The organism is Rheinheimera faecalis, assembly GCF_021290965.1.
Taxonomy (GTDB): Bacteria; Pseudomonadota; Gammaproteobacteria; order Enterobacterales; family Alteromonadaceae; genus Pararheinheimera; species Pararheinheimera faecalis.
The window spans coordinates 1-333 of sequence record NZ_JAJOYT010000042.1 but is presented as its reverse complement, the minus strand read 5'-3'; the positions used below and the strand labels follow the sequence as shown (position 1 = coordinate 333).

1 protein-coding gene is annotated in these 333 nt (G+C 59.2%); it reads left to right on the top strand.

Going from position 1 to position 333, the window contains the following annotated elements; all coding sequences use genetic code 11:
• A partial coding sequence (locus LSG34_RS20685; RefSeq protein WP_233011228.1) for a hypothetical protein occupies nucleotides 1–333 on the top strand: 333 nt, incomplete at both ends.

The following is a 333-nucleotide window of genomic DNA, read 5'->3' as shown; positions in this document are numbered from 1 at the left end:
GAGTGTATACGGCGGGAGCAGGGGCAGGCTGGGCAGCAGGTCTGACTAACTTAACAACCACAGCGAACCTTGGAGCAGCATTTGCAGGAGGTGTGGTGGGTTCATTAGCCAGTCAGGCGGCGGGTAATCTGCTGGGGGTGATGGATGGGTTTGACCTCAAAGGCGCTCTGGTCAGTGGGATAACGACGATGGCGACGGCAGGATTTAGCGGAGCATTGGGTTCAGGGGGGAAAGAGGCCGTGAAAGGCTTCTCAACGCTGAGTGAAAGCACGGGGCAGGTGGCGTTAACAGCGGCAGGGAAAGCGACGGTGGCCGCAGGGGCCAGTATTACCA